Source organism: Streptomyces collinus, assembly GCF_031348265.1.
In the GTDB taxonomy this organism is placed as follows: Bacteria; Actinomycetota; Actinomycetes; order Streptomycetales; family Streptomycetaceae; genus Streptomyces; species Streptomyces collinus.
In genome coordinates this window covers 4,194,059-4,216,016 of record NZ_CP133771.1, presented here as the reverse complement: position 1 = coordinate 4,216,016, position 21,958 = coordinate 4,194,059, and the positions used below count along the sequence as shown (strand labels likewise).

Here is a 21,958-nt window from a genome sequence, read left to right as displayed (position 1 = left end):
ACGGCGTGTGGCGGCCCGAAGGGCCGGCGAGGAGGTCAGGGCATACAAAAGAGCCCGGATCCGAAGATCGGGGCTCTTGCGAGGGCGGGCGGTCCTGACGGGATGTGCTGTATCCGATCGCGGCTCCGCCGCGGACGCGGCCTCCGCCTGCTCAGCCGGCGGCCCGTATGACAAAGAGCCCGGATCCGAAGATCCGGGCTCTTTCACTGCGGTCCTGACGGGATTTGAACCCGCGGCCTCCACCTTGACAGGGTGGCGAGCACTCCAAACTGCTCCACAGGACCAGGTTTCGCGGCGCCATTCGTGCGTTGCGCTGCGAGAAGAGACTGTACAGGAGGGTGAGCCCCGGGTCGAACTCACCTTGCGTACAGGTCCCGTCACGGTGCCGCCGCGTCGATCGCCTTCACGATCCGCTTGTCGGAGACGGGGTACGCCGTGCCCAGCGCGTGGGCGAAATAGCTGACGCGGAGCTCCTCGATCATCCAGCGGATGTCCAGGACCGACGACGGGACCGGCCGGCCCTGCGGCATCTGCTCCAGGAGCCAGGCGTACTCGTCCTGCATCTCATGGACCTTCTGCATGCGCGTGGTGTCCCGCTGGACGTTCGTCGGCATCTGCTGCAAGCGCCGGTCGGCCGCCACCAGGTAGCGCATCAGGTCCGGCATCCGCCGCAGCCCCGCCTCCGTCACGAAGCCGGGCTTCACGAGCGCGTCCAGCTGCCCCCGCACGTCCTGGAGGTTCGCCAGCAGCGCGGGGCTGCGTACGGCCTTCAGGCGGCGCTCACAGGCCTGCCAGGCGGCCAGGACCTGCTGCACCTGCCCCACCGTGCGGACGGTCGTGTCGACGATCTCGGCGCGCACCTTGTCGTACAGCTTCCGGTACGACTCCTCGTCCCACGCCGGCCCGCCGAAGTCCCCGATCAGCTTGTCCGCGGCGGCCATCGCGCAGTCGTCGAACAGACCCTGGATCGAGCCGTGCGGATTCGCGGACAGCGCCAGCTTCTGCGCGTTCGTCAGGCGATCGCTCGCGAATTTCGCCGGGTTCACCGGGATGTTGCGCAGGACCAGCCGACGCATGCCCTTCCACATCGCCTGCGCCTGCTCCGCCTCCGTGTCGAAGAGGCGCACGGAGACCGTGTCGCCGTCGTCGACCAGCGCCGGATACGCCTTGACCGGCTGACCGGCCCGGCGGGTCTCGAAGACGCGGGTGAGGGTGCCGATCGTCCAGTCGGTCAGGCCCGAACGCTCCAGGGACTCTCCGCCCGAGCGCTCGGCCGTCGCCGCGGCCGCCTGCGAGAGGGCCTTGCGGGCCTTCGGGCGCAGCGTGAGCTTCAGCGCCTCCAGGTCCTTGTCCTCGGCCAGTTTGCGGCGCCGCTCGTCGACGATCCTGAACGTGACCTTCAAGTGGTCGGGGACCTTGGACAGGTCGAAGTCGTCCGCCTCGAAGGGCACCCCGACCATGAGCCGCAGCTCGCGGGTCATCGTCGCGGTGAGGGGCTCCTGGAGGGGGACGGCCCGGTCCAGGAACGCCTTCGCGAAGTTCGGCGCGGGGACGTAGTTCCGGCGGATCGGCTTGGGCAGGGACCGGATCAGCTCCGTCACCAGCTCCTCGCGCAGACCCGGGATCTGCCAGTCGAAGCCCTCGTCCGTGACCTGGTTGAGGACCTGGAGCGGGATGTGGACGGTCACACCGTCGGCGTCCGCACCCGGCTCGAACTGGTACGTCACCCGGAACTTGAGATTCCCCTGGCGCCACGAGTCCGGGTAGTCGGCCTTGGTGACCTCGCCCGCCTTCTCGTTGATGAGCATCTCGCGCTCGAAATCGAGGAAGTCGGGCTGCTCGTGCCGCTTGTGCTTCCACCACGAGTCGAAGTGGGCGCCGGAGACGACGTGTTCGGGGATCCGCTGGTCGTAGAAGTCGTACAGCGTCTCGTCGTCCACCAGGATGTCCCGGCGCCGGGCGCGGTGCTCCAGCTCCTCGACCTCCGTGAGCAGGCGGCGGTTGTCCGAGAAGAACTTGTGGTGCGTGCGCCAGTCGCCCTCGACCAGCGCGTTCCGGATGAACAGCTCGCGGCTGATCTCCGGGTCGATCCGCCCGTAGTTGACCTTCCGCTGCGCCACGATCGGCACGCCGTACAGCGTGACCTTCTCGTACGCCATCACCGCGGCCTGGTCCTTCTCCCAGTGCGGTTCGCTGTACGTGCGCTTCACGAGGTGCGCGGCGAGCGGCTCGACCCACTCGGGTTCGATCTTCGCGTTGACGCGGGCCCACAGGCGGGACGTCTCGACGAGCTCGGCGGACATCACGAAACGCGGGGGCTTCTTGAACAGGGCCGAACCCGGGAAGACCGCGAACTTCGCGTTGCGCGCCCCCAAGTACTCGTTCTTGGCGCCTTCCTTGACGTCCTTCATGCCCACGTGCGACAGCAGGCCGGCCAGGAGCGAGACATGGACGCGGTCGGCCGGGGCGTCGTCCTCGTTGAGATGGATGCCCATCTGCTTCGCGACCGTGCGCAACTGCGTGTAGATGTCCTGCCATTCGCGGATGCGAAGGAAATTCAGGTACTCCTGCTTGCACATCCGGCGGAAGGAGGACGACCCCCGCTCCTTCTGCTGCTCACGGACGTACCGCCAGAGGTTGAGGTAGGCCAGGAAGTCGCTGGTCTCGTCCTTGAATCGGGCGTGCTGCTGGTCGGCCTGGGTCTGCTTGTCGGCGGGGCGCTCGCGCGGGTCCTGGATGGACAGCGCGGCGGCTATGACCATGACCTCGCGCACACAGCCGTTCTTGTCCGCCTCCAGGACCATCCGGGCCAGCCGGGGGTCGACGGGCAGCTGGGCCAGCTTGCGGCCGGTCTCCGTGAGCCGCTTGCGCGGGTCCTTCTGCGCCGGGTCCAGGGCGTTCAGCTCCTGGAGCAGCTGGACGCCGTCGCGGATGTTGCGGTGGTCCGGCGGGTCGATGAAGGGAAACTTCTCGATGTCCCCGAGGCCGGCCGCGGTCATCTGCAGGATGACGGAGGCGAGGTTCGTCCGGAGGATCTCCGCGTCCGTGAACTCCGGGCGGGCCGCGAAGTCGTCCTCGCTGTACAGACGGATGCAGATGCCGTCCGAGGTACGGCCGCAGCGGCCCTTGCGCTGGTTGGCGCTGGCCTGCGACACCGGTTCGATGGGCAGCCGCTGGACCTTCGTGCGATGGCTGTAGCGGGAGATCCGAGCGAAGCCCGGGTCGATGACGTACTTGATGCCCGGGACCGTCAGCGACGTCTCGGCGACGTTCGTGGCCAGAACGATCCTGCGGCCCGTATGCGGCTGGAAGACGCGGTGCTGCTCCGCGTGGGAGAGCCGGGCGTAGAGCGGCAGGATCTCCGTGAAGCGGTAGTTCTTCTTGGTGAGGGCGTCAGCCGTGTCCCTGATCTCCCGCTCGCCGGAGAGAAAGACGAGGATGTCCCCCTTGCCCTCCTTCTGGAGCTCCTCCACCGCATCGGTGATCGCGGTGATCTGGTCCCGGTCGGCGTCGTCGCCGTCCTCCTCCAGCAGCGGCCGGTAGCGGACCTCCACGGGATACGTACGGCCGCTGACCTCGATGATCGGGGCGTCACCGAAATGCCGCGAGAAGCGCTCGGGGTCGATCGTGGCCGACGTGATGACGACCTTCAGGTCCGGGCGCTTCGGCAGCAGCTGGGCGAGGTAGCCCAGCAGGAAGTCGATGTTGAGGGACCGCTCGTGGGCCTCGTCGATGATGATCGTGTCGTAGGCGCGCAGCTCGCGGTCGGTCTGGATCTCGGCCAGCAGGATGCCGTCCGTCATGAGCTTGACGAAGGTCGCGTCCTGGTTCACCTGGTCGGTGAACCGCACCTTCCAGCCGACGGCCCCGCCGAGCGGTGTGTCCAGCTCCTCGGCGACACGCTCGGCGACCGTACGGGCGGCGATCCTGCGGGGCTGGGTGTGCCCGATCATGCCGCGTACGCCGCGCCCCAGCTCCAGACAGATCTTCGGGATCTGCGTCGTCTTGCCGGAGCCCGTCTCGCCGGCGACGATCACGACCTGGTGGTCGCGGATGGCGTCGGCGATCGCGTCCTTCCTCTGGCTGACCGGCAGCTGCTCGGGGTACGAGACCTCGGGCACGAGGGCACGCCGCCCGGCCATCCGTTCCTCTGCCTTGCCGACCTCCGCCTCGATCTCGGCGAGCACGGCGTCCCGCGCCTCCGGCTTACGGATCTTGCGCGCACCTTCGAGCCTGCGCCCGAGCCGGTGCGCGTCGCGCAGGGACAGCTCGGTCAGGCGGGGGGCGAGGGCGCCGAGGGCGGGGGCAGGGTGCGTAGACATACGGGATCCAGGATCTCATCCCGCCGAATTTGATGGCTAACGCTTTTGTCGTGACGCGTACCGGCCCTGGTCAGTACCAGGACGTGCCCTCTGCCGAGGCCCGCTGAGAGCATGGCGCGCGCCATAAACGGAAACGGGGTCGAATGCCGGCACGCTTCCCGACCGTCCGAAGAGACGTGGGGTGCCCATGGGCGGAGACACTAAAGAGCCCCTCCCCGAATGCATCGGGGAGGGGCTCAAGCCCTGGTGAGGGCTGCGGTGGCTGGGGCCGGGGTCGAACCGGCGACCTTCCGCTTTTCAGGCGGACGCTCGTACCAACTGAGCTACCCAGCCACGAGGTTTCACGTGAAACCTCAGCGGTCCTGACGGGATTTGAACCCGCGGCCTCCACCTTGACAGGGTGGCGAGCACTCCAAACTGCTCCACAGGACCAAGCTTCGTACGACAGTGTCGCACAGGGTGGTGCGTGCCCCCAACGGGATTCGAACCCGTGCTACCGCCTTGAAAGGGCGGCGTCCTAGGCCGCTAGACGATGAGGGCTATCGGCCCGCCTGGGCGCTTCTCAGCGCGTCGGGGACGTGAGAAGCATATGGGATGGCGGGAGCTATCGCCAAAACGGTTTAGGGGGAGGGCGAGGAGGTGTCCTCCGAGGGGGTGCTCGGGGAGGGTGTCGCGCCGGGCTGGTTCTCCTTCGGGAGGTGGCGGCTGACCTCTGCCGTCGTGAGGCCGAGACCGCCCAGTTCGATCTCGTCCCAGGCCTGGAGGTGGCGGGTGTCCCGGTCGAAGTAGAGGATCGACGCCTCGATGGGGTCGGGGTGTTTGCCCTCGATGGCGCGCAGGCCGCTGCCGCCCGTCGAGCCCTCGATGCGGAGCCGGGTGCCGTACTTCAGGATCTCCATCTCGTCGTGGTGGAGGTGGCCGGCCAGGACGAGGGGGACCTCGCCGTCGACCCCGCGGGCGGCTGCCGGCTCGTGGGCGATGGCGACGTCCACCGGGGTGCCGGCCGCGCTCTGGTCGCGCAGGGCCGTGGCCAGGCGGGCACCGGCCAGCTCCTGGGACTGCCGGGCGCCGATCTGCCGGGAGCGGTCGGGGGTGAACTGTGGGTCGCCGATGCCCGCGAAGCGCAGGCCCTTGATCGTCTTGGCCTTGCCTTCGTCCAGGACGTGGACGTTCTTCAGGCCCTGCAGATAGCGCTGGGTGATCATCGAGTCGTGGTTGCCGCGGACCCAGACGTAGGGGGCCCCGAGGTCCTCGATGGGGTCCAGGAAGCCGTTCTCGGCGGCGGTGCCGTGGTCCATGGTGTCGCCGGAGTCGACGATCACGTCGACCTTGTACTGCTCCACGAGCGAGGCGATGATCTTCCAGCTCGCCGGGTTGAGGTGGATGTCGGAGACGTGCAGGACCCGGATCGTGGAGGGGTCGGGCGCATAGGCGGGGAGTGTCGAGGTGGCGTCGTAGAGCTTGGTCACGTTGGTGACCAGGCGGGCCAACTCCTTCTGGTAGACGTCGAATTCCGTGACGATGCTGCGGGCGTTGCCGACCAGGGAGGGGGCCGAGGTGAGCAGGCCGGAGAACTTGGGTTCCAGGACGGAGTCGGGGCGCCAGGTGGCGTACGCGGTGCCGCCCGAGGCGGCGAGGAGAGTGAGGGCCAGGCCGCCGGCGGCCATCGCGCGGCGGGGGCGGCGGTAGACCGCGAGGCCCAGGGCGGTGGCGCCGACGACGACCGCGACGCCGGAGCGCACGGCCAGGTCGAGGGTGCCGCGGCCGACGTCCTCGGTGACCTCGTCCTGGAGGCCGGAGAGGCGTTCGGGGTGGTCGACCAGGGCCTGGGAGCGCTCGGGGTCGAGTTGGTCGACGTTGACGTCCAGGCGGACGGGGGCGATGTGGCTGTTGAGTTCCAGGGCGCCCAACGGCGAGATGTTGATCTTCGTGCCGCCGGTGAAGGACGGGCGCAGGGTCATCGTGGTGTTCATGGGGCCGACCGGGACCCGGACGTTGCCCACGACCAGCAGGCCCAGCCAGGCGCCCAGGAGGACGACGGCGACGAGTCCCACCGCACGGGTCCACGGGTGCGGCTGCGCCACGAGCTCGATCGTGGTCGGGGCCTGGCGGGAGCGATAGCGGCGGGCCAGGGCGCGCGGGGCGTTGAGGATGGGTTTCAGGACACTCAGGACTGCGGCGGGGACGCGGGCCATTGATCCCGTATGCCCAAGTGCGCGGCCGGATATGCGGCGCCGGGAGGCTCTCGTACGGCGGGGGTGTGGCCGACAATGGGCCTGTGCTGGAGATGACGCGTGAGGAGTTCGAGGAGCTGGTCGCCGAGGCGCTCGACCGGATCCCGCCGGAGTTGACCCGACTGATGGACAACGTCGCGGTGTTCGTCGAGGACGAGCCGCCGGCGGACGATCCCGAGTTGCTCGGGCTGTACGAGGGGACTCCGCTGACCGACCGGGGTGAGTGGTACGCCGGTGTGCTGCCGGACCGGATCACCGTCTACCGGAATCCGACGCTGCGGATGTGCGAGTCGCGGGAGGACGTCGTCGCGGAGACGGAGATCACCGTGGTGCACGAGATCGCGCACCACTTCGGCATCGACGACGAGCGCCTTCACGCCCTGGGCTACGGCTGACCGGGCTGTGAATACGGGGCGCGTGTCCTCTTGTGGGCGGCGGGAGTTGAAGGTGTTGACTCCATCACCCTTTCCGGAGGTGGCCCCGTGCGCCCCTTGTACGTACCCGTCCGACTGGCCGCCACGGTCATGGCGGTCGCCGCTGCCGCCGGCTGCATGAGCGTCGGCGACGATGCGGGTGGGAGCGTCAAGCCGTCGCACTCCGCCGGGCAGCGGGGCGGCGAGGCGCCCGACGGCGGTCCGGCGGTGTCGGGCGGTGGGGCCGGGTTCGGCGCGGCCGGTGCCGAGGGTGACCGGAAGCGCGGCAAGGGCAAGAAGGACAAGAAGGGCAAGGGGGGCCGGGCGGGGGCGTCGGCGTCCCCCGAGGCGTCGCCGCGTGCCGACGCGAGCCCGACGGCGCCGGGGCAGGTCAAGCCGGGGAAGCCGTCACGGCCCACGGTGAAGCCGCCGGATCCGCCGACGCCCACCCGGACGGCCGAACCGGAGCCCACGCCGACGCCGCCGGAGCCGACGACCTCTCCGGAGCCGACGCCGGAGCCGTCGTCGTCGGCGCACGAGCCGCCGGGGCCGCAGCTCGCCCAGCGGGAGCCGGCGCCGGAGGCGGGGGCACCGGCGTGAGGGGGGGCGGAGGGGTCGCCGGAAGTTTTTCTCCCGGGGCGGGAACAATCCCCGCCGGGGGGTGGTTGGCGTCCTCGGGAAGCCGTCCGGTCGCCGGACGGTGGCCCGCTGCCTCCTACACAGTCCGGTTTGCCTTGAGGGGCCCGGAGTGCGTATGGTGGCAGATCGTTTGATCCCATCTTGCCCGGCGCCACTGCAGAGCGCGCCGTGTGGCGCGTACTCTCCCTTGCCGTGGTGGACCGCATTGAGGCGGTCGTATTGCGAATCGCGAATCACGGAGTTGACGGGCGCGTGCCGACTGAGACTCCGGAAGGTTTCGCATTCGCATGTCCATCGCCAGTACTGATCACGTCGTCGTGCCCGAGAACGAGGCAGCCGAGGACGCCCCCGAGGTCACCTTCGCGGACCTCGGTCTCCCCGAAGGCGTTGTGCGCAAGCTCGCGCAGAACGGCGTGACCACCCCCTTCCCGATCCAGGCCGCGACCATTCCGGACGCCCTGGCCGGCAAGGACATCCTCGGCCGTGGCCGCACCGGCTCCGGCAAGACCCTGTCGTTCGGTCTGCCGACCCTGGCGCGTCTCGCCGGCGGCCGCACCGAGAAGCACAAGCCCCGCGCGGTCATCCTCACCCCGACCCGCGAACTCGCGATGCAGGTCGCGGACGCCCTCCAGCCCTACGGCGACGTCGTCGGCCTGAAGATGAAGGTCGTCTGCGGCGGTACGTCGATGGGCAACCAGATCTACGCCCTGGAGCGCGGCGTCGACATCCTCGTCGCCACCCCGGGCCGGCTGCGCGACATCATCAACCGTGGCGCCTGCTCCCTGGAGAACGTCGAGGTCGCCGTCCTCGACGAGGCCGACCAGATGTCCGACCTGGGCTTCCTGCCCGAGGTCACCGAGCTGCTCGACCAGGTCCCGGCCGGCGGCCAGCGCATGCTGTTCTCCGCCACGATGGAGAACGAGATCTCCACCCTGGTCAAGCGTTACCTGAGCAACCCGGTCACGCACGAGGTCGACAGCGCCCAGGGCAACGTCACGACCATGTCGCACCACATCCTCATCGTGAAGCCCAAGGACAAGGCGCCGGTCACCGCCGCGATCGCCTCCCGCAAGGGCCGCACGATCATCTTCGTCCGCACCCAGCTGGGCGCCGACCGCATCGCCGAGCAGCTGTGCGACGCCGGTGTGAAGGCCGACGCGCTGCACGGCGGTATGACGCAGGGCGCGCGTACCCGCGTGCTGGAGGACTTCAAGAAGGGCTACGTCAACGCGCTCGTCGCGACCGACGTCGCCGCCCGCGGTATCCACGTCGACGGCATCGACCTGGTGCTGAACGTGGACCCGGCCGGGGACCACAAGGACTACCTGCACCGGTCCGGTCGTACCGCGCGTGCGGGCCGCTCCGGCACCGTCGTGTCGCTGTCCCTGCCGCACCAGCGGCGTCAGATCTTCCGGCTGATGGAGGACGCGGGCGTCGACGCCGGGCGTCACATCATCCAGGGGGCCGGTGCCTTCGACCCGGAGGTCGCCGAGATCACCGGTGCCCGGTCGATGACCGAGGTGCAGGCCGAGTCCGTCGGCAACGCCGCGCAGCAGGCCGAGCGTGAGGTCGCCCAGCTCACCAAGGAACTGGAGCGGGCGCAGCGGCGTGCGAACGAGCTGCGCGAGGAGGCCGACCGCCTGATCGCCCGGATCGCCCGCGAGCAGGGTGAGGACCCCGAGGCGGCGGTGGCCGAGGCCCAGGCGGCGGTGGTGGCCGCGGCGGCCGAGGTGTCCGTGCCCGAGCAGCCGGCGGCGCAGGACGTCGACCGGGCGGACCGGGACGACCGTGGTGGTCGTTCGTACGAGCGTCGTGACGACAACCGCGGTGGCGGCTTCCGCCGGGACGAGCGTCGTGATGACCGTGGCGGCCGTTCGTTCGAGCGTCGTGACGACCGTGGTGGTCGTGGCTTCGAGCGTCGTGACGACAACCGTGGCGGTGGCTTCCGCCGGGACGAGCGTCGTGATGACCGTGGTGGCCGTTCGTTCGAGCGTCGTGACGACCGTGGTGGTCGTGGCTTCGAGCGTCGTGACGACAACCGTGGCGGTGGCTTCCGCCGGGACGAGCGTCGTGATGACCGTGGCGGCCGTTCGTTCGAGCGTCGTGACGACCGTGGTGGTCGTGGCTTCGAGCGTCGTGACGACAACCGCGGTGGCGGCTTCCGCCGGGACGACCGTCCGGGCCGCTCCTTCGAGCGCCGGGACGAGCGCGGTGGGCACCGTGGGGGCGACCGCCCCTTCAACCGCGACCGTCAGGGCGACCGCCCCGGCTTCCGCTCCTCCGGTCACGACCGCCCCTCCGGCCGTCGTGACGACCACCGCGGCGGCGGTTCGTTCCAGCGCCGCGAGGACAAGCCGCGCTGGAAGCGCAACGGCTGACATCAGCGCATGAGGAGCGCCGTGCTCCGTCCCAACGGGCGGGCCACGGCGCTCCGTCGTTGCGGCGCGGGCTTCGCGGGGGCCGCGCGGACACGCCCGGACGGGCCGGTTGATGCCCCTCATCGGCCCAGTTCGTCCCTCCGGCAGGGCCGAGACCCCGATACCCGATCGGAGTCGCGGCATCGTCCGGCTATGCTCGTGGGTGCGACATCGCCTGGGCCCTTAGCTCAATTGGCAGAGCAGTGGACTTTTAATCCATTGGTTGTGGGTTCGAGTCCCACAGGGCCTACCGGTTTGCGGGGGAGGGAAACGGCCTCTGACCTGCGAAGGAGTGCCCTGACCAGCTTCGGCTGGTCAGGGCACTTCGAGGTTCCGGAGCCCGTGCGTGTGAAAGCGCGTTGGGGAGTGGTCTGTTCAGTCCCTCGGTGTGTTGCCGGTGGGCGCGGCACGATGGCCGTCACTGTGATGTCCCGGCCGGAAGTGCCGTTGGCAGGACCGCTGGTCATCGCGTGGTGCGAGAACCCATGGGCATCGGCTGTGCTTTGGCTGGAGTGATGCGGTTGTGGATGCGGAACCGCCGGGTCGTGTCGTTGGGCGCGGGACGCAGGTCGGCGGCGACCGGTTCGGCAGAAGGCGTTGGGCGCCACGACGCGCTGCCAGGCCGACGATCAGGGCGTTGCCGTCACACTGCCGTAGCAGTGTGAATCAATAGCTGTGCTCGCGAGCTGAGATTTCAGCGGAACATGCAGACAGATTCTCTGTCGCAATAAGTGGATTTGGACTCTTCCCCGCACATAGGCCGCTGCGGCGTGCTACTGTCGATCTCAGTTGCAGTTGTGGTTCCCGAAACTTCAAGTGCTCTCCGGTCGGCTTCTGTGCCGCTGGAAGCACTTTTGTATTTCCGGTCTTTTTCCGGGCGGGGTGATCATCGCGGCGACATGGTGTCCGCGCTGTGCGGATCCCGATGCACTGCCCCCAAGGAGATATGACATGGCTGCTGGTACCGTGAAGTGGTTCAATGCGGAAAAGGGCTTCGGCTTCATCGAGCAGGACGGTGGCGGCGCTGACGTGTTCGCCCACTACTCGAACATCGCCGCCCAGGGCTTCCGCGAGCTGCTGGAGGGCCAGAAGGTGACCTTCGACATCGCGCAGGGCCAGAAGGGCCCGACGGCCGAGAACATCGTTCTCGCCTGACACCGGCGCGCACTTCGTAGCTGGGGCCCGCATCCTTCGGGGTGCGGGCCCCAGCTGCTCGCATTTCCGCAGGGATTTCACCTGTGGGCGACGACCAGGAATCCGTTGGCTCAGTCCGCGGATCCTCCTTCAGGGGTGCAGACGCACCCCTTCACGAGCTACATCGCAGTGGACGCCCCGAATATCGCGTCCCGCATTGCGCCACTCATCTCAGCGCCTGTGCCGGCACGGATTTTCGTCGGCCAGATCCGCTTTCGTGTACCACCGGCCTTTTCTTGCAATTCTCCGTGCTGCTCATTGCTGCGGGAATTCCTTGATATGTGCCGCATCGAGGAAGGTTCCGCATGAACCGCACACGCACGAACGACCGCTTCGCCCGCACCCGTAACGGCAGTGCCGACTCCGGAAGGGGTGGCAGCCGATACGGCTCGTCGGCCCCGCGCCGGTCCGGCGGGCCGGGCCGCTCCGGTGACTACGGCCGCCGGCCCGCCTCGGTCCGAGGGGAGTTCGCCCTCCCCAAGACGATCACCCCCGCGCTTCCTGCCGTGGAGGGCTTCGCCGATCTCGACATGCCCCGGGAGCTGCTGGCCGCGCTCGGTTCGCAAGGCGTGACCGTGCCGTTCCCGATCCAGGCCGCGACCCTGCCGAACTCCCTCGTCGGCCGGGACGTCCTCGGCCGCGGGCGCACCGGCTCCGGCAAGACCCTCGCCTTCGGTCTGGCGCTGCTGGCCCGTACGGCCGGGCAGCGCGCCGAGGCCAGGCAGCCGCTGGGGTTGATTCTCGTACCGACGCGTGAGCTGGCGCAGCAGGTGACCGACGCGCTCGCCCCGTACGCCCGTTCCCTGAGGCTGCGGCTGGCCACGGTGGTGGGCGGGATGTCGATCGGCAGGCAGGTGAGCGCGCTGCGCGGTGGCGCCGAGGTCGTCGTCGCCACACCGGGACGTCTCAAGGACCTCATCGACCGTGGCGACTGCCGGCTCGACCAGGTCTCCATCACCGTCCTCGACGAGGCCGACCAGATGGCCGACATGGGCTTCATGCCGCAGGTCACCGCCCTGCTCGACCAGGTCCGTCCCGAGGGCCAGCGCATGCTGTTCTCCGCCACCCTCGACCGCAACGTCGACCTGCTCGTGCGCCGCTACCTCAGCGACCCCGTCGTGCACTCCGTCGACCCCTCGGCCGGCGCGGTCACGACGATGGAGCACCACGTGCTGCATGTCCACGGCGCCGACAAGCACACGGCCACCACCGAGATCGCCGCGCGCGACGGCCGGGTGATCATGTTCCTCGACACCAAGAACGCCGTCGACCGCCTCACCGAGCATCTCCTGACCAGCGGGGTACGGGCCGCCGCCCTGCACGGCGGGAAGTCACAGCCGCAACGCACCCGTACGCTGGCGCAGTTCAAAACCGGGCACGTCAACGTGCTGGTGGCGACCAATGTCGCGGCGCGCGGCATCCACGTCGACAACCTCGACCTCGTCGTCAACGTCGACCCGCCGACCGACCACAAGGACTACCTCCACCGCGGTGGCAGGACCGCCCGCGCCGGCGAGTCCGGCAGTGTCGTCACTCTGGTCACCCCGAACCAGCGCCGCGACATGACCCGCCTCATGGCAGCGGCGGGCATCGTCCCGCAGACCACCCAGGTCCGCGCCGGCGAGGAGGCCCTGCACCGCATCACCGGCGCCCAGGCCCCCTCCGGCATCCCGGTCGTCATCACGGCGCCGGCGGTCGAACGCCCCAAGAAGCGCAGCGCCACTTCACGCGGCCGGCGCGGCTCCGCTTCGGCGGCCCGTCGTGCTTCTGTACGGCAGTCCACGGCCGGGACGGCCGCATAAGCACCTTCGTGCTCAGGAAGCCGACCCAACTCCGCAGGAGGCACCCTTTGACACTGGTACACGTGCAGAGCCGCCCGGCGAGCGCCCACCCCGTGCACGGCACGGTGGCCGACGTCATGGACGCGGCCGGACCGCAGGTCTGGGAGGACATGACCGTCGAGGTCGCACTGTCCGTGATGGCCGCCGCCCGTACGGGGCATCTGGTCGTCTGCGACGAGGACGGTCTGTGCACCGGCCTGGTCACCCGGGCCAGGCTCACGGCCGTTCGTGACGGCTCCGGATACACGGACAGGATCCGCCTGCGTGACATCGCCGACGTCATCGGGCCTTTTGCCTCGCTGCTGACCACGAGGGCCGAAGCCGAGCGGGCGATGCGCTGTCGCCGGCTCGGGGCCCTGCCCGTGGTCGACGAACACGGCAGCGCTGTGGGCGTCCTCGCCCCGACCAGCTGAGCCGTTTCATGGCCGTCGGCCCCGTCTTTCCTTCCCTCTGTGAGGCATCATGCGCTGTGTCATCGCCCGCTTTCCGTTCGACCTGACCAAGAGCGGCGTGCTGGAATCGATGAAGGGCGTCAAGCCCGAACCGGTCACCGGCGAGTTTGTGATCATCGGACGACGCCACTATCCCGTCAAGCAGGTCGGCCAGGTCATCACCCGCCAGGACCGCCGCGATTTCAGCGCCGGCGAAGTCCTCCGGGCCATGTCCCGGCTCGGCTTCACCTGTCGCGCCCTCCCCGAGGTCGCACCCGCGCGCGTCGAAAGCCCGTTGCAGCGGGCTTCCGCAATGCTTGGCACCCCCCTGTCCGTCTGACCGACGGGACAGGCACGACTCCAACAGAGCAGTGATGAGGGCCCTATCGGCGCGCGCCGATAGGGCCCTCACTGCGTGCCGTGCCGCTCTCGACGCGGCGGCGGGTCAGTGGGTCAGTGGTCGGAGTAGCTGAAGTCGCCCACGGTCCAGGCGTTGACGTCCTCGATCGCGACGCGGAACATCCCGCCCGTCTCCGGGATCCCCACCGTGCCCTGCAGGATCCGGGCGACATGAAAGTGCAGATGCGTGGGCGGCCCGTCCTTCTTCGCAGGGGTGTCGAAGACAGCGGAGAACTCGCCCAGGTCGGCGGAATCCGTCAGTACCTCCGACACCCTCTGCCTCCACACGGCTTCGGGAGCCAGTCGACCGGTGATGACAGCACCACCGGTCACCACGGTCAGGGACATCCGATTGCTCTGCCCCGACTCCACAAGGGCGGCGATGTCAATGATCAGCTCGTCAGGCTTCGGCATGAGATCGGATTCTATGCACCGGCCTGTCCGGGCGGCTTGCCGGTGGCACTAGCGGGCAGGGCAGGCGCATTGGTGACGAGCTCGGACACGATCGGGACGGCGGTGTCCTCGGCTGCCCGGGCAGTGGTCGGCTGTCCCAGGTCTTCAAGGAGGGCTCGCGCGGTACGGCGAGCGTCGGCACCGGCCGCGCCCGGCCTTGCCTACCCGGTCCCTGGGCTCCGCCCGCCACCCGGCGCCGGGCCGTCGGCGGCGTCACGGGAAGCCCGGCGGGCGGCTCTGGGTCTCACCCGGGCGGCGGACCTGCGCTGCGGACCGTCCCGGGCGTTCGCAGACCGGCCCAGCGGGATACCTCATCGCCAGGCGCACTAAATCTGTTCTCGCTGGAGTAGACATTCGCTGCTCGCATGGCTACGGTTTCTTTCGTAGCCGAGATCGAGCAGGGCCCGGCAGACACGAACTGCCGGGCAGCAGTACCCGCGTGACGGTGCGGTGGTGGAGTTTCGAAGCCAGGTTGTTGTACGGCGGCGACGGAACTGACGACCGGACCGGGTGGCCCGTAGTGGTGAGGGGCCGCCATGAGCAGGACCGCAGTTGACGCGGTTGCAGTACCAGCAGTGCTGAATTGAGCGGTGCCCTCGGTGAAGGCGTCGGGCTGCGGACGCGCGTGCCGGGGAGTGGCGCTGTGTCAGGCCACCAGCAGTTCGCGGTACAAGCAGTACGCATTCCCCGTTTGTAAGTGATCAGTTGAGAGGGAAGAACGGAGGAGTCGAGCGCCATCAGGATCGCCCGGGCGGAAGACTGAGCCCGGGTACCGCAGGACATCGATAGGTAGGTGGTCTCCGGTCACGCATCCGCGATCCCCGCACCCCCGTCGTATCGGGTGGCTGTGCGGAAACAGAAGGCCGGCGCAGCACTAGGGCCGGCAGATGGTGTTGCAGTTCCTTCGGGGCCTTGGTGCCGTATGGCACCAAGGCCCCTCCACGCGTTCCACAGAGAGGTGAGATGACAGCAGACGAGTCGCTAGGCCGTCTCGACGACGACGATTACCCCGCCTACACGATGGGCCGGGCCGCCGAGCTGCTCGGCACCACTCCCGGCTTTCTCCGAGCCATCGGCGAAGCACGGCTGATCACACCACTGCGCTCCGAGGGCGGACACCGCCGCTACTCCCGCTACCAACTGCGCATCGCGGCCCGCGCGCGTGAGCACGTCGACAGGGGCACCCCGATCGAGGCCGCATGCCGGATCATCATCCTCGAAGACCAACTCGAAGAAGCCCGGCGCATCAACGCCGAATACCGCCGCGCCGGCGGATCGCCCAGCCCGTCGGCCGCGGCCTGAGGTGAGGGGGTCCGCCGGTATCGGCGGGCCGTCACAGCCGCGCACGGCCGGGCTGTGGCGCGCAGGGACGGCCCTCGTGGCCGAACGGTTCCACCGGCACGGCCTCCGGCCGAAGTCGCGGCCCCGCCACAGCGGGTCTGTTCCTTTGATCCATGGGTTGTGGGTTCGAATCCCACAGGGCCTACACAAGAGCCCCGGTCCGGATCGCTCCGGGCCGGGGCTCTCGCCGTTGCTGGGGGCGTGTCAGCTCGTGGTCAGCATTCCCGACCGCAGGCGTGCCACCGTGCGCGAGATCAGCCGGGAGACGTGCATCTGCGAGATGCCGAGCCGGGCTCCGATCTCCGCCTGGGTCAGCTCCTCCACGAAGCGCAGGTGGAGGATGAGGCGCTGGCGCTCGTCGAGTTCGGCGACGAGGGGGGCCAGGGCGTGGAAGTCCTCGACGAGTTCGAGGGCCGGGTCCTCCTCGCCGATGAACTCCGACAGTGTCGTGTCGCTCTCGTCCGGGTCGCCGGTGACGGTGGCGTCGAGGGAGGAGGACAGGTAGCCGTTGGCGGCGATCTGGGCCTCGACGACCTCCTCCTCCGACAGGTTCATCAGGGCGGCCAGTTCGGCCACCTTCGGCGCGCGGCCGAGGCGGGAGGCCAGCTCCTCGGTGGCCTTGGCGAGTTCCGTACGGGCCTCCTGAAGGCGGCGCGGCACGTGCACGGCCCAGGACGTGTCACGGAAGAACCGCTTGATCTCGCCGATGATGTACGGCACCGCGAAGCTGGTGAACTGCACCTCGCGGGAGACCTCGAAGCGGTCGATGGCCTTGATCAGCCCGATGACGCCGACCTGGACGATGTCCTCCATCGACTGCCCGCTGGTGCGGAACCGGCGGGCCGCGAAGCGCACCAGCGACATGTTCATCTCGATGAGCGTGTTGCGGGCGTACTGGTATTCGGGCGTGCCCTCCTCAAGGACGGCGAGCCGGTCGAGGAACTGGCCGGTCAGCCCGCGCGCGTCCTGCGGGGCGAGCTTCTGGGGTTCGGCGATCTGCGGCAGTTCCTCACCGGTGCAGGTGGCGGAATCCGTCGTCGTGCCGATGCGCATGGTCGCCGTCACGGGCCCTCCCTCTCAGTCCGGCCCGCTCCGATCCCCCGACAGGCCACCTTCAGCGCCGTTACCCGCGCTCGCCCCGGTCATGCCCCGCATATGCCCCGGCGAGACGTTGACCACAGTCGGCGCAGGTCGAGGCGGTGGCGGGGTACCCGGACCGGTACTGCGACGGTACGGGCAGGGAGGGTGGGCGGTGGGGTGCGCGAGAGAAGGCCATGGGGCTCACGGAGCGGACAGTTGTCGTTTGACAACTATAGGTGGAGGGCAACAGCCTAGGCGTGCCGAACGTGCGCGGGGAAGGGACCGGAAGGGCCGACTCCGTGAGACGGCGAGAAAATCAGGCAGTCCGGGTACCGGACGAGCGGGAGTCTTCGGAGTCGTCGTGTATCTGGGCCGCCGCCGCGTCGCAGAACGCCTCAAGACCCTGCAGCAGCGCGACCCGCTTCGCCGCGGGCATCTGGTCGAGCACCGCGCGCAGCGCGTCCTCCCGGCGCGTGCGCAGGTCGGCCAGGAAGGCGCGGCCCCGGCCGCTGAGGTGCAGGCGGACCTCGCGCCGGTCGGCCTGGCTCACCTCCCGCTCGACGAACCCGGCCGCCTGCAGCCGGTCGCACAGCCGGCTGGTCGAGGGCGGTGTGGAGGCGAGGGAGTCGGCGAGCGTACGCAGGTTGATGCCCTCGTGGTGTTCGAGCATGAGCAGCACCCGCAGCTGGGACGCGGAGGCCGGCGCGGTCGACGCCCGGCCCCAGAGGACCTCCAGCAACTCCGCGGCCGTGGAGGTCACACGGGCGACCTCAGTGGGCTCGGGGCGGGGTCGGAGGGAAGTCACAGTCACACTCTCGCAGGCACCGGGATGGCCGTCAGCGTACTAGGCGTGGGCTGAACCGCCCGGGACCCGTCTCCCGGCCCGTGGACAAGAACCCGTTTCGAGGACGCGTCGGCGTCCCACCGAGGATGGTGAAAGACCACCGTGACCACGATCACGAGCAGATTCGTGGCCGCCGAGCGCGCCCTGCGCACGGCGGCGCCCCATCAACTGCTGGACGCGGTCCGTCGTGTACTGACCGATCAGTACGCGGCGGACTCCGTCGAGCTTTTCCTGGCCGACTACGGACTGACGGTGCTTCAGCCGGTGTCCGTGCTGCCGCACACCCACCAGCCGGTGTCCGTGCACAACAGCCCGGCGGGCCGGGCCTTCGGGGCCCAGGAGCCGTACGTGGAGAGCCCCTCGGGCGATCGCGTACGGGCGCATCTGCCGGTCACCGTGCGGGGCGACCGGCTCGGTGTGCTGACCGTCACCCTGCCGGGCGCGGAGCACGCCGAGGGCTGCCTGGGCGAGCTGGCCGAGATCGCCGAGGTGCTCGGGCACGAGGTCTACGTGGCCGAGCGCGACACCGACCTGTATCTCCAGGCGCGCCGCCGGGACCGGCTCACGCTGGCCGCCGAGATGCAGTGGCAGCTGCTGCCGGGCCGCTCCTGCGCCCGCCCCGAGTACGAGCTGGGCGCACAGCTGGAACCGGCGTACGCGATCTTCGGCGACAACTTCGACTGGTCCGCCTCGGCCGACCGGCTCAGCCTCTACGTCACCAACGGCATGGGTGAGGGCATCGAGGCCTCCCTGCTGACGAACCTGGCGATCAACGCCCTGCGCAACGCGCGCCGGGCCGGGCTGTCCATCGACGACCAGGCGGCCCTGGCCGACCAGGCGGTGTACGCCCACTACCGGGGCCGCTGCTACCTCTCCGTGCTCATGCTCGACTTCGACCTGGCCACCGGCCGGGTCCGTGCGGTGGACGCCGGGTCGCCGCAGATGCTGCGGCTGCGCCGGGGCGCGGTGGAGCGGGTGCCGTTCGACGCCCAGTTGCCGCTCGGCATGTTCGAGGAGACCGACTACGTGATCCAGGAGTTCCGGGTCGAGCCGGGCGACCGGCTGGTCTTCGTCAGCGACGGGGTCTATGACGTCGCCTCCCCGGGCGGTGAGGCCTACGGGGACGCCGCTCTGGCCCGGGCGATCCAGTCGACCCGGCTGCTGCCGGCCGCCGAGGTGCCCCGGGCGATCCTGCGCGAACTGACGGGCCACCGCGGCAGATCCACCCCGGACGACGACGCGCTCGTGGTGTGTCTGGACTGGCGTGGCCGGTAAGGGACGGGGAAGGCGCAGGTGGGAGGCACCGGTGGGCAGTTGTTTGGTGGTGCCGAACGTCGGCACTAATGTTTGTCATACGGCAAGTAACGGCTGAGGCGCCGTCGCGCGACCTCGGTCCGGCCCGTGCAAGGGAGCGATGCAAGTGTCGGTGTCGGAAGAGAACGTGGAACAGGAGCCGGCCGCTCACCAGGTGAGCGCCTTTCTGGAACGGCGCCGGGAGCAGATCGCCCAACGCTGGGCGGACGCGGCGCTGTTCCGCACGGTCTTCACCGTCTCACGGGACGAGGCCGTGGAGGCGGGCAGGGCTGTGACCGCGGCGCTGGCGGCCGTGGCGGCCACGGGGCGGCTGGACGACCTCAGGGCGCCCGGATTCGAGGCCGTGCGCGACCAGTTGGGGCGCATGGCGGCCTCCCGCGCCCGGACGGGCATCGACTCGGACGGAGTCGCCGGCGAGGTGGCCGCGCTGCGCGAGCCGGTGACCGAGCTGCTGCGCGCCGAGTTCCCGGAGCCGTACGCCCCCGAGGCCCAGGAGGCCGTGCTGGCGCTGACGGTGCTCATGGGCACGCTGCGCCTGGTCGTGATGGAGACGACGGTCAGCGCGGGCGAGGAGCTGATCGCCCGGCAGCGCGAGCAGCTGCACGAGGTGGCCACCCCGGTGATCAAGCTGTGGGAGAGCACCGTCGCCGTACCGCTGATCGGCACGCTGGACAGTGCGCGCAGCCAGGTGGTGATGGAGAGCCTGCTGGACGCGATCGTCGCCGAGCGCGCCCGGTACGCCATCCTCGACATCACGGGCGTGCCCACCGTCGACTCCCTGGTCGCCCAGCACCTGATGAAGACCGTGGCGGCGGCGCGGCTGATGGGCGCCGAGTGCATCGTCTCCGGCATCCGGCCCGCGATCGCGCAGACCATCGTCCATCTGGGCATCGACCTCGGCACGGTGCTCACCCGCTCCAGCCTGGAGGACGCGCTCGCCTACGCGCTCAGCGAGCAGGGGGTCGAGATCGCACCGCTGCGGGCGGCCGGCGCGGCGGCGGACGCGGGCACGCGGTGACCGGGTTCGCGGGACACGGGCCCGCGGTCGGACACGGCTTCACCGTGCCGGTCCTCCAGCTGGGTGACGTTCTGCTGGTCACCCTCCAGGGGGAGCTGCATGACGGGATGGCCGAGCAGCTCCAGCAGGACATCACGGCCCGGATCTCGCACACCCGGGTGAACGGCGTCGTGATCGACATCTCCGGTGTGGAGATCGTCGACTCGTTCCTGGGCCGGGTCCTCGCCGAGATCGCCGCCGGGGCCAAGCTGCTGGCGGCCCGTACGGTCCTGGCCGGGATGCGCCCGGCGGTGGCGATCACGCTGGTCGAGCTGGGGCTCACCCTGCCCGGCCTGCGGACCGCCCTGGACGTCGAACGTGCGATGGAGATGCTGGGCGTGACCACGCGCCGGGGCGAGGGGAGTCCGTGATGCAGGCTTCCCGCCATGCCGGTCCGGCCAGCCTGCCGATCGGCTCGGACGCCGATCTGGCGTGGGTGCGGCAGCAGGTCCGGCAGGCCGCCGCCGAGCTCGGTTTCGGGCTGGTGCAGCAGACCAAGCTCGTCACCGCGGCGAGCGAGCTGGCCCGCAACACCCTCGTGCACGGCGGGGGCGGCCATGTGCGGCTCACCCCGCTGGACGCCGGGTCGTCGCACGGGCTGCGGCTGGACTTCGTCGACACCGGGCCCGGCATCCGGGATCTGGACCAGGCGCTGACCGACGGCTACACCAGCGGCGGCGGGCTCGGGCTGGGCCTGAGCGGAGCCAAGCGGCTGGTGCAGGAGTTCGAGGTGGACAGCCGGCCCGGTGAGGGGACCACCGTCACCGTCACCGCCTGGGCCACCGTCGTACCGCCCTCCCGGACGGTGCCGTGATGAGCAGGGTCTGGGACGTGCCGGTGGACGACTCCACCCGGGTGCGGGACGTGCGGGTGGCGGTGGAGGAGGCCAGCGCCTGCGCCGGCCTGCCCGCCAACCGCACCGCCACCGCCGCGCTCGTGGCGACGGAGCTGGCCACCAACCTGCTGCGGCACGCGGACGGCGGGCGCATCCTGATCAACCTCGTCGAGCGGGGGCACGACGACAGCCGCCGGGCGGCCGTGCAGCTCGTCTCGCTCGACCACGGCCCCGGCATCCCGGACGTCGCCGCGGCGATGCGCGACGGCTACACCACGACCGTCGCCGCCTCACTCGGCGCCGGACTCGGCACGTGCCGGCGCATAGCGAACGACTTCGATCTGCACAGCGCGCCGGGCCGCGGCACCGTCGTGATGGCCCGGATCGGGCACGAGCCCGCCGTCCGCAACCAGGGGCCGCCCCCGCCGGGCCCGCGCGCCGGGGGCGTCAACGTCCCCCTCGGCCGGGCCGAGCAGTCCGGGGACGCCTGGGGCCGGGTGCGCGGCGGGGACCGGCTGACCCTGCTGCTCGCCGACGGGCTGGGGCACGGTGCGAAGGCCGCCGAGGCCTCGGGCCTGGCGGTGAAGGAGCTGCGCGGCCTGGCCGAGCTGCCGCCCGCCGACATCCTGCGGAGTCTGGGCCGGGCCCTGCGCCCCACCCGGGGCGCGGCCGTCGCCGTGGCCCAACTCGATCTTCGGGAGGCGCGGTTGAGCTTCGCGGGCATCGGCAACATCGGTGCCAGGCTGCGGACCGACGGCGCGTGGAAGGCGCTGCTGTCCCACCCGGGCATCGTGGGCGCGCAGGCGCCGGCGTCCGTGCCGGTGCAGCGGGTGCCCTGGCATGCGGACAGCCTGCTGGTCCTCCACAGCGACGGCCTGCCGAGCCGCTGGACGCCGCCCGACGACGGCGTACTGCCCGGCTGCGACCCGGCGGTGGCGGCCGCGGTGGTGCTCCGCGACGCGGGGAGCGCGGCCCGGCCGACGCGGGACGACACGTGCGTGGCGGTTCTGACCGCGGGTGGCGTGAGCCGCCACGGCTCGGGAGCCTGAGGGCCCCTGTGCGCGGGGTGCGTGCCCTGCCTGCTCCACTCGGACCGGCCGCTGTGACCCCTCCGCCCGGCCCGGGCCGGCATCCTCACCCGGGC

At 70.2% G+C, this 21,958-nt stretch carries 18 protein-coding genes and 5 tRNA genes; 14 read left to right on the top strand and 9 right to left on the bottom strand.

Features of this window, described 5'->3' with window-relative positions:
* Positions 1–209: 209 nt before the first annotated feature.
* The 6 genes from RFN52_RS19105 to RFN52_RS19080 form a co-directional block, all read right to left on the bottom strand.
* Positions 210–284: transfer RNA gene (locus RFN52_RS19105), tRNA-Asp, on the bottom strand.
* 93 nt (positions 285–377) lie between these two features.
* A complete protein-coding gene (gene hrpA, locus RFN52_RS19100) occupies positions 378–4,322 on the bottom strand; it encodes an ATP-dependent RNA helicase HrpA (RefSeq protein WP_184847828.1) in 3,945 nt (1,314 codons plus the stop codon).
* A gap of 259 nt (positions 4,323–4,581) precedes the next feature.
* A tRNA-Phe gene (locus RFN52_RS19095) sits at positions 4,582–4,655 on the bottom strand.
* Positions 4,656–4,679: 24 nt separating this feature from the next.
* Positions 4,680–4,754 (bottom strand) — tRNA-Asp (locus RFN52_RS19090).
* A 35-nt stretch (positions 4,755–4,789) separates the two neighbouring features.
* Positions 4,790–4,862 (bottom strand) — tRNA-Glu (locus tag RFN52_RS19085).
* 80 nt (positions 4,863–4,942) lie between these two features.
* On the bottom strand, positions 4,943–6,517 hold the full coding sequence (locus RFN52_RS19080) for a metallophosphoesterase family protein (RefSeq protein WP_184847827.1): 1,575 nt from the start codon (positions 6,515–6,517) through the stop codon (positions 4,943–4,945).
* An 83-nt stretch (positions 6,518–6,600) separates the two neighbouring features.
* Here RFN52_RS19080 and RFN52_RS19075 point away from each other — a divergent pair, with 83 nt between their 5' ends.
* From RFN52_RS19075 to RFN52_RS19040, 8 genes are all read left to right on the top strand, one after another.
* Positions 6,601–6,951 carry a metallopeptidase family protein gene (locus RFN52_RS19075; protein ID WP_031137833.1) on the top strand — a complete coding sequence of 117 codons (351 nt, stop codon included), beginning with the start codon at positions 6,601–6,603 and terminating at the stop codon, positions 6,949–6,951.
* A gap of 87 nt (positions 6,952–7,038) precedes the next feature.
* Complete coding sequence (locus tag RFN52_RS19070) at positions 7,039–7,569, top strand: hypothetical protein (protein WP_184847826.1); 531 nt, start codon at positions 7,039–7,041, stop codon at positions 7,567–7,569.
* A 326-nt stretch (positions 7,570–7,895) separates the two neighbouring features.
* A complete protein-coding gene (locus RFN52_RS19065) occupies positions 7,896–9,986 on the top strand; it encodes a DEAD/DEAH box helicase (RefSeq protein WP_184847825.1) in 2,091 nt (696 codons plus the stop codon).
* A 216-nt stretch (positions 9,987–10,202) separates the two neighbouring features.
* Positions 10,203–10,275: transfer RNA gene (locus RFN52_RS19060), tRNA-Lys, on the top strand.
* 701 nt (positions 10,276–10,976) lie between these two features.
* The gene (locus RFN52_RS19055; protein WP_014145516.1) at positions 10,977–11,180 is read left to right on the top strand and encodes a cold-shock protein; all 204 of its coding nucleotides are present in this window, start codon (positions 10,977–10,979) and stop codon (positions 11,178–11,180) included.
* 344 nt (positions 11,181–11,524) lie between these two features.
* Complete coding sequence (locus tag RFN52_RS19050) at positions 11,525–13,021, top strand: DEAD/DEAH box helicase (RefSeq protein ID WP_184847824.1); 1,497 nt, start codon at positions 11,525–11,527, stop codon at positions 13,019–13,021.
* 47 nt (positions 13,022–13,068) lie between these two features.
* Positions 13,069–13,473, top strand: a complete 405-nt coding sequence (locus tag RFN52_RS19045) for a CBS domain-containing protein (RefSeq protein WP_184847823.1) — start codon at positions 13,069–13,071, stop codon at positions 13,471–13,473.
* A 49-nt stretch (positions 13,474–13,522) separates the two neighbouring features.
* Positions 13,523–13,831 carry an SCO5918 family protein gene (locus RFN52_RS19040; protein WP_184847822.1) on the top strand — a complete coding sequence of 103 codons (309 nt, stop codon included), beginning with the start codon at positions 13,523–13,525 and terminating at the stop codon, positions 13,829–13,831.
* A 113-nt stretch (positions 13,832–13,944) separates the two neighbouring features.
* On the opposite strand, the gene RFN52_RS19035 is transcribed toward RFN52_RS19040, so the two are convergent.
* Positions 13,945–14,304: a hypothetical protein gene (locus tag RFN52_RS19035; protein ID WP_184847821.1), complete on the bottom strand. Its 360-nt coding sequence runs from the start codon at positions 14,302–14,304 to the stop codon at positions 13,945–13,947.
* 1,002 nt (positions 14,305–15,306) lie between these two features.
* Between RFN52_RS19035 and RFN52_RS19030 the strand changes: the two genes are divergently transcribed.
* Positions 15,307–15,645, top strand: a complete 339-nt coding sequence (locus RFN52_RS19030) for a helix-turn-helix domain-containing protein (protein WP_184847820.1) — start codon at positions 15,307–15,309, stop codon at positions 15,643–15,645.
* 243 nt (positions 15,646–15,888) lie between these two features.
* Here the strand turns inward: RFN52_RS19030 and RFN52_RS19025 are convergent, their stop codons facing one another.
* Together RFN52_RS19025 and RFN52_RS19020 are read right to left on the bottom strand one after the other, a co-directional pair.
* Entirely contained in the window at positions 15,889–16,749 is an 861-nt protein-coding gene (locus RFN52_RS19025) for an RNA polymerase sigma factor SigF (protein ID WP_184847819.1), read from the bottom strand.
* A 331-nt stretch (positions 16,750–17,080) separates the two neighbouring features.
* Positions 17,081–17,575 (bottom strand): MarR family winged helix-turn-helix transcriptional regulator, encoded by a 495-nt coding sequence (locus RFN52_RS19020; protein WP_184847818.1) that lies wholly within the window; start codon positions 17,573–17,575, stop codon positions 17,081–17,083.
* Positions 17,576–17,710: 135 nt separating this feature from the next.
* Here RFN52_RS19020 and RFN52_RS19015 point away from each other — a divergent pair, with 135 nt between their 5' ends.
* From RFN52_RS19015 to RFN52_RS18995, 5 genes are all read left to right on the top strand, one after another.
* Positions 17,711–18,883, top strand: coding sequence for a PP2C family protein-serine/threonine phosphatase (locus RFN52_RS19015; RefSeq protein WP_311240993.1), 1,173 nt, complete (start codon positions 17,711–17,713; stop codon positions 18,881–18,883).
* 145 nt (positions 18,884–19,028) lie between these two features.
* Positions 19,029–19,940 (top strand): STAS domain-containing protein, encoded by a 912-nt coding sequence (locus RFN52_RS19010; RefSeq protein ID WP_373308522.1) that lies wholly within the window; start codon positions 19,029–19,031, stop codon positions 19,938–19,940.
* Positions 19,937–20,350: an STAS domain-containing protein gene (locus RFN52_RS19005; protein WP_184847816.1), complete on the top strand. Its 414-nt coding sequence runs from the start codon at positions 19,937–19,939 to the stop codon at positions 20,348–20,350. The genes RFN52_RS19010 and RFN52_RS19005 overlap by 4 nt, the downstream gene beginning before the upstream one ends.
* Positions 20,350–20,793 (top strand): anti-sigma regulatory factor, encoded by a 444-nt coding sequence (locus RFN52_RS19000; RefSeq protein ID WP_184847815.1) that lies wholly within the window; start codon positions 20,350–20,352, stop codon positions 20,791–20,793. The genes RFN52_RS19005 and RFN52_RS19000 overlap by 1 nt, the downstream gene beginning before the upstream one ends.
* Positions 20,793–21,863 carry an ATP-binding SpoIIE family protein phosphatase gene (locus RFN52_RS18995; protein ID WP_184847814.1) on the top strand — a complete coding sequence of 357 codons (1,071 nt, stop codon included), beginning with the start codon at positions 20,793–20,795 and terminating at the stop codon, positions 21,861–21,863. The genes RFN52_RS19000 and RFN52_RS18995 overlap by 1 nt, the downstream gene beginning before the upstream one ends.
* Positions 21,864–21,958 lie beyond the last annotated feature (95 nt).

Coding starts and splice junctions, on each gene's coding strand:
- RFN52_RS19080 (WP_184847827.1), bottom strand. CDS start 6,517: ATGGCCCGCGTCCCCGCCGCAGTCCTGAGTGTCCTGAAACCCATCCTC.
- RFN52_RS19040 (WP_184847822.1), top strand. CDS start 13,523: ATGCGCTGTGTCATCGCCCGCTTTCCGTTCGACCTGACCAAGAGCGGC.
- RFN52_RS19030 (WP_184847820.1), top strand. CDS start 15,307: ATGACAGCAGACGAGTCGCTAGGCCGTCTCGACGACGACGATTACCCC.
- RFN52_RS19035 (WP_184847821.1), bottom strand. CDS start 14,304: ATGCCGAAGCCTGACGAGCTGATCATTGACATCGCCGCCCTTGTGGAG.
- RFN52_RS19000 (WP_184847815.1), top strand. CDS start 20,350: ATGCAGGCTTCCCGCCATGCCGGTCCGGCCAGCCTGCCGATCGGCTCG.
- hrpA (WP_184847828.1), bottom strand. CDS start 4,322: ATGTCTACGCACCCTGCCCCCGCCCTCGGCGCCCTCGCCCCCCGCCTG.
- RFN52_RS19065 (WP_184847825.1), top strand. CDS start 7,896: ATGTCCATCGCCAGTACTGATCACGTCGTCGTGCCCGAGAACGAGGCA.
- RFN52_RS19050 (WP_184847824.1), top strand. CDS start 11,525: ATGAACCGCACACGCACGAACGACCGCTTCGCCCGCACCCGTAACGGC.
- RFN52_RS19055 (WP_014145516.1), top strand. CDS start 10,977: ATGGCTGCTGGTACCGTGAAGTGGTTCAATGCGGAAAAGGGCTTCGGC.
- RFN52_RS18995 (WP_184847814.1), top strand. CDS start 20,793: ATGAGCAGGGTCTGGGACGTGCCGGTGGACGACTCCACCCGGGTGCGG.